We start from the raw sequence: 6040 nt of genomic DNA on the forward strand, positions 1-6040 counted from the left end.
TCAACGCCGTATCAGAGATCAAAGGCAATAATCATCATCATTGTTTAGATATTGTTCGCGACTTAAAAATTTTTAGAGAAAAAGCAAACAAGTTTAGGATCTCTGTGTATAATTAAATGGCTCGTTGTGTAACTAGCTAAATTTGAAACAAAATTATTAGAAAGAATAAAAAATAAGGGGCCTTAAAATGGCAAAAGGGCAATCTTTACAAGACCCGTTTTTGAACGCATTAAGACGTGACCGCATTCCTGTAGCGATCTATCTTGTTAACGGGATTAAATTACAAGGTCAGGTCGAATCGTTCGATCAATTTGTGATTTTACTCAAAAACACCGTGAGTCAAATGGTATATAAGCATGCGATCTCGACGGTAGTCCCTTCTCGGGCGGTTAATACCAGTAATCCAGCTGAATTTAACCAGCCGATGGAATAGTATTAAATGAGATTGAATCGGAGTTGCTCATTTGTTTGATCGACATCAAGCAGGTGAGCAAGCAGTACTTGTTCACATCGATTTTCCGCAAGAAAACGCACGCGAAGATTTACAAGAATTTGAGATGCTGGTGTCTTCCGCCGGTGTCAATGCGCTAACTGTCGTCACCGGACGGCGAGATACGCCACATCCGAAATATTTTGTCGGCAGCGGTAAAGCCGAAGAAGTTGCTGAAGCGGTTAAAATGTTTGAAGCGGATGTAATTCTCTTTAATCATGCCTTGTCCCCTTCCCAGGAAAAACATTTAGAAGCTCTTTGCCAATGCCGGGTAATCGATCGCACCACACTTATTCTCGACATTTTTGCACAACGCGCGCGTACTCATGAGGGTAAATTACAGGTCGAATTGGCTCAATTACGACATATATCAAGTCGCTTAATTCGAGGTTGGACCCACTTAGAAAGACAAAAAGGCGGCATCGGTTTGCGCGGTCCCGGTGAAACTCAGTTAGAAACTGATCGTCGTTTATTGCGCGAACGTATGCACACAATAAAAAAACGTCTTGAGAAGGTTGAGAAACAACGGCATCAGGGTAGACGATTAAGAGAACGGGCAGAAATTCCTACCGTTTCGTTAGTGGGTTACACCAATGCCGGAAAATCGACGTTATTTAATCAGATTACTGACGCTGAGGTCTATGCCGCAGACCAATTGTTCGCAACTTTAGATCCAACCTTAAGGCAAATAAGTCTAAAGGAAGTGGGGAAAGTAATTCTCGCTGACACAGTTGGTTTCATCCGGCATTTGCCCCATGACTTGGTCGCGGCGTTTAAAGCGACCTTGACGGAGACCCGCGAAGCGCAATTACAGTTGCATGTTGTCGATATTTCCGACGAACGCCGTTCTGATAACATTGCTCAAGTAGAATCGGTGTTGGCAGAAATAGAAGCCGATGATATCGATCAATTACTGATTTGTAATAAAATTGACAATCTCGATGATGTGTCCCCGAAAATCGATCGTGACGAACATGGTAAACCCATCCGAGTATGGCTTTCGGCTCGTGCTAATATTGGCTTAGAGCTTTTATTTCAGGCACTTACTGAGCGCCTTGGGCAAGATATTGTCCACTATCGATTGAAAATTCCCCCGAGCGAAGGAAAATTGCGGGGAGCATTATACGAACTAAACTGTATATCAGATGAGCAGTTTGATGAGCAGGGAAATTGTCTGCTGGACGTCAAAATGCCTTTGCGAGAATGGAAAAAATTACTAAAACAGGATAATTCTCAACTGCAAAACTTTATCCTGCATTAACCTACTGATAGTATATTGGTAATACACAAATGCCCTTAATAAAAATTGCAATCTAACGGAGAGCGAAATGGCTTGGAACGAACCGGGGAATAATGATAAGGATCCCTGGAAAAATAAAGGTGGTCGTGATCAGGGACCCCCTGATTTAGACGAATTACTTAAAGATCTAGGTAATAAATTCGGTGGAATTTTTGGCAATAAACCTAACCGCAATAGCAAGAATAGCTTCAGCGGTATCGGTTTATCCATTGTGCTTATTCTCGCGGCTGTGGTTTGGGGAATTAGTGGTTTCTATACCATTAAAGAATCGGAACGTGGTGTGATACTGCAATTTGGTGAGTTTACAGGTGTCGTAGAGCCTGGTATTCACTGGCAGCCAACATTTATACAGCGCGTGATTCCTGTCAATGTTCAGACAACCAATAACTTGCCATCTCGCGGTGATATGCTCACCGAAGACGAAAACGTGGTTATGGTCGAAATGCAGGTTCAGTATCGTATCATTGATGCGCGCAATTACCTGTTCAATGTGACTAATGCCAATGAAAGTTTGGCGCATGCATTTGATAGTGCCATTCGTTATGTGATTGGCCATACAAAAATGGATGAAGTGTTGACCAGCGGTCGTGAACAAGTACGCCAATCGGTTTGGTCTGAGCTGGAGAAAATCATTGAGCCTTATAATATGGGCATCATGATCTCCGATGTTAACTTTAAAGATGCACGTCCGCCTGAACAGGTAAAAGATGCATTTGATGACGCGATTGCTGCTCGAGAAGATGAAGAACGTTTTGGTCTTGAAGCTGAAAAATATGCCTTGTCAGTAGAACCAGAAGCAAGGGGCCGTGCAATCCGCATGGAACAGGATGCTCTGGCATACAAACAACAAATCGTATTAGCAGCGCAAGGTGAAATAGCGAAATTTGAAAAGCTTCTTCCCGAATATCAGGCTGCGCCGAAAGTTACCCGTGATCGCTTGTATATAGCAACCATGGAGCAGGTATATAGCAAAACATCGAAAGTGATGGTAGATGTGGAAGGTGGTAATAACATGATGTATTTGCCATTGGATAAAATCATGCAGCAGCAACCTCAGTTGACGTTGCCGTACAGCCAAGGCTTATCTGGTAGTGCGCAAACACCAGTGCAATCAACAAATACAGGGCCTAATAAGCCTCCGGGACGCAGTGACCGTTTCAGCCGGGGGGATAACTAACCATGAAAAACTTTTTAGTGATTATTCTAGTGGCACTTGGGCTATTGACAGTGTCATCGGTATTCGTGATCAATGAAGCAGAGCGCGGTATCGTGTTTCAGTTTTCAAAAATCAAACGGACGGATACTGGCGAAATGAAAGTTTATGCGCCTGGTATTCATTTTAAAATCCCATTTATTGAACGGATTCGAAAAATTGACGCCCGCATTCAAACATTGGATGCGGCGCCAGATCGCTTTGTTACCGCTGAGAAAAAAGACGTCTTGGTTGATACCTACGTTAAATGGCGTGTCGCAGATTTCTCGACGTATTATGTTCGTACCAATGGTGGTTCATTAGAAAACGCACAGGACCTGCTTAAGCAAAAGGTGAATAACGGCTTACGAACAGAGTTTGGTACTCGTACCATTCGCCAAATTGTCTCCGGTGACCGTGATTCTCTAATGGAAAAAGCCAAGCTCAGTGCGCAAAGTGCCCGTAAAGATTTAGGTATCGAAGTTGTCGATGTTCGGGTAAAGCGTATTAACTTGCCATCGGAAGTTCAAAATTCAATTTTTGACCGGATGCGTGCTGACCGTCAGGCGGTAGCTGCAGAGCATCGCTCGCAAGGTCGTGAGAAGGCTGAGGTTATCCGTGCAACTGTCGACGCGAAAGTAACGGTAATGCTCGCTGATGCGAAGAAACAAGCATTTACTCTTCGTGGTGAAGGTGACGCATTGGCGGCTAAAGTTTATGCCGATGCTTATCAAAAAGATCCTGAGTTTTTTGCATTTTTCCGTTCGCTACAAGCGTATGAAAATAGCTTTAATAGCAAAGGAGATATCTTAGTCGTTAAGCCAGATTCTGACTTCTTCAAGTATCTCAAACAAACCGATAAATAACGTTTAAAAGCCCACATCATTGTGGGCTTTTTTATACGTCCAATGGTTGCCCACGTAACCTACTTTCTTAATCAAATCGCTAATCGAAAACCATGACTTTATCTATATTTCTGCTTGCTCTGGCGCTTATGTTAATTTTTGAAGGCATAGGACCATTGCTTTATCCTAATCGCTGGCAGTCGTTAATGCTTAAACTTGCCCAGGAAGATGTCAAAGTCATCCGGCAGATTGGTCTGGTATTGATCATCGCTGGCCTGAGTTTATTTTTACTTTTCTCCTAAATTCTCTGCAATTGTGCCAACTTAGATTAGAATTAACCCCATAACTGTAAAAAAGTCGATAAAACGGGTGATCTTTACCTCAAACATTTGGTAGAATCCCCGCCTAATTTTCTTTCAAAAAACTGCAATAGATATGGGCAAAAACGTCGTTGTGTTAGGCACCCAATGGGGTGACGAAGGTAAAGGTAAGGTCGTTGACCTGTTAACGGACAAAGCAAAATACGTTGTTCGTTATCAAGGTGGACACAATGCTGGTCATACATTAGTAATTGACGGTGAGAAAACCGTCCTGCATTTGATCCCATCAGGCGTATTACGTGACAACGTAAAATGCTTAATCGGTAACGGGGTAGTATTAAGTCCTGAAGCTTTGATGAAAGAAATCAAAATGCTTGAAGATCGCGGTGTGCCGGTACGTGACCGTCTGCTGATCAGTGACGCATGTCCATTGATCATGCCTTACCATATCTCTTTAGATATGGCGCGTGAAGCTGCCCGTGGTAATAAAGCGATCGGTACTACGGGTCGTGGTATTGGTCCTTCCTATGAAGATAAAGTGGCTCGACGCGGTTTGCGCGTTGGCGATTTATTTGACGCGGAATCCTTTGCAGCAAAATTAAAAGAAATTATGGAATACCATAATTTCGTACTGACCAATTACTATAAAGCTGAGGCTTTGGACTTTGATACAGTATTGGCAGACGCGCTGGCAGTGGCCGACATCATTAAGGCAATGACAGCGGATATCAGCGAATTATTAGACCAGGCCCGTATTAATGGTGAGTCGATTATGTTTGAAGGTGCTCAAGGTACCTTACTTGACATAGATCACGGAACTTACCCTTATGTCACCTCTTCAAACACTACTGTTGGTGGTGTGGCAACAGGTTGTGGGTTCGGTCCTCTTCACCTTGATTATGTTTTAGGTATCACTAAGGCATATACAACTCGCGTAGGTTCTGGTCCATTTCCAACAGAGCTCGATGACGAAATTGGTAATCATTTAGGTACTGTCGGACATGAGTTTGGTGCGACGACTGGTCGTGAGCGCCGTTGTGGTTGGTTTGACGCTGTCGCGATGCATCGTGCAGTACAAGTCAATTCCATTACAGGTTTTTGCTTAACTAAACTCGACGTTCTGGATGGTCTTAAAGAACTGAAAATCTGTACCGGTTATAAAACTGAGTCCGGTGACATCCTGACGGTGCCACCGATGGCGGCAGAAGGATACGAAAACATTACGCCTGTCTATGAGTCTATGCCTGGTTGGGATGAAAAGACGGTTGGCGTGACGAATCGTGATGAGCTTCCTGCAAATGCGATTGCTTATATCAAGCGCATAGAAGAAGTCACTGGCGTTCCCGTAGATATCATTTCTACCGGCCCAGATCGTAACGAAACGATGATTCTGGTTAATCCGTTCGAATAATCGAATCGATATAATACTGATTTAAGAAAGTCCGCTGATGCGGGCTTTTTTTTGGCAGATTGACTAAACACGATAGTGTATGTTGATAAAGCCAGATTGCACAGGTCAGCTTTATCCGGTAATTTAATCAGGCGGCCAACGGCCGTGAATAGCGAGTTTGAGTCATTGAACCTCCCACTTTCTTTTAATAATGCGCCGTCATCCCGCACTTGATGCGGGACCTCCTATCGCATGCTGTGATCCTATTTATTTCAACTTCTTAACTAAAGAGCTAAGTAAACAAGTCTCAGTAAAATGAAGGGAGGTCCCCTGTCGGAGCAGGGGATGACGGTGTAAATAAATGGGGTAGCGTATGACTCTGGCTGGCACTTTTGAGACATTCGGCTCAGACTAAGATTCCCTGTAGTGTCACGATGTATGGACTCCCTCCCCTCGGGGATGTAACGTAAAAATGACCAAACCTTTACGACGGAGTCCATACA

At 43.6% G+C, this 6040-nt stretch carries 6 protein-coding genes; all 6 read left to right on the forward strand.

Going from position 1 to position 6040, the window contains the following annotated elements; all coding sequences use genetic code 11:
- Positions 1–187 precede the first annotated feature (187 nt).
- Positions 188–433 (forward strand): RNA chaperone Hfq, encoded by a 246-nt coding sequence (gene hfq, locus FE810_RS07965; protein WP_138319499.1) that lies wholly within the window; start codon positions 188–190, stop codon positions 431–433.
- A gap of 31 nt (positions 434–464) precedes the next feature.
- Positions 465–1751: a ribosome rescue GTPase HflX gene (hflX, locus tag FE810_RS07970; RefSeq protein WP_138319500.1), complete on the forward strand. Its 1287-nt coding sequence runs from the start codon at positions 465–467 to the stop codon at positions 1749–1751.
- Between the two features lie 67 nt (positions 1752–1818).
- Positions 1819–2967 (forward strand): FtsH protease activity modulator HflK, encoded by a 1149-nt coding sequence (gene hflK, locus FE810_RS07975; protein WP_138319501.1) that lies wholly within the window; start codon positions 1819–1821, stop codon positions 2965–2967.
- Positions 2968–2969: 2 nt separating this feature from the next.
- Positions 2970–3848 (forward strand): protease modulator HflC, encoded by an 879-nt coding sequence (gene hflC, locus FE810_RS07980; RefSeq protein ID WP_138319502.1) that lies wholly within the window; start codon positions 2970–2972, stop codon positions 3846–3848.
- A 92-nt stretch (positions 3849–3940) separates the two neighbouring features.
- A complete protein-coding gene (locus FE810_RS07985; protein ID WP_138319503.1) occupies positions 3941–4129 on the forward strand; it encodes a DUF2065 domain-containing protein in 189 nt (62 codons plus the stop codon).
- Between the two features lie 133 nt (positions 4130–4262).
- Complete coding sequence (locus FE810_RS07990) at positions 4263–5558, forward strand: adenylosuccinate synthase (protein WP_138319504.1); 1296 nt, start codon at positions 4263–4265, stop codon at positions 5556–5558.
- Positions 5559–6040 lie beyond the last annotated feature (482 nt).

The sequence above is a fragment of the Thalassotalea litorea genome (genome assembly GCF_005843925.1).
GTDB lineage: Bacteria > Pseudomonadota > Gammaproteobacteria > Enterobacterales > Alteromonadaceae > Thalassotalea_A > Thalassotalea_A litorea_A.